A 283-nucleotide genomic window follows, 5' to 3' on the forward strand; every position below is an offset into this window, starting at 1 on the left:
GGCTGCGGTCAGGTTCATCGCCGGCTTGCTGCTGTTCATCATCGTGCTCGGGCTCGGTTACAACTTTCACCTGAAAGACCTGCAGGCCATGCTGGAGCAGCATCAGGGCGAGGAAGTGACGCTCAAAGATCAGTTTTCCATCAAGGCCTTCCAGGCTGCGAATCTGGAGGCTTACAAAGAGCAGATGGAGGAGATGGAAGTGTCTTTCGGTGCGCTGCTGCGGCAACTACCGAGCGATACCGAAGTTCCCGGGCTTTTGGAGGATATTACGCGCACGGGGTTG

1 pseudogene is annotated in these 283 nt (G+C 56.5%); it reads left to right on the plus strand.

Going from position 1 to position 283, the window contains the following annotated elements:
* Positions 1–283 (plus strand): annotated as a pseudogene (gene pilO / locus J0A65_RS27175) (type 4a pilus biogenesis protein PilO); the annotation flags it as partial.

This window comes from Bowmanella yangjiangensis, from assembly GCF_017255015.1.
Classification (GTDB): domain Bacteria; phylum Pseudomonadota; class Gammaproteobacteria; order Enterobacterales; family Alteromonadaceae; genus Bowmanella; species Bowmanella yangjiangensis.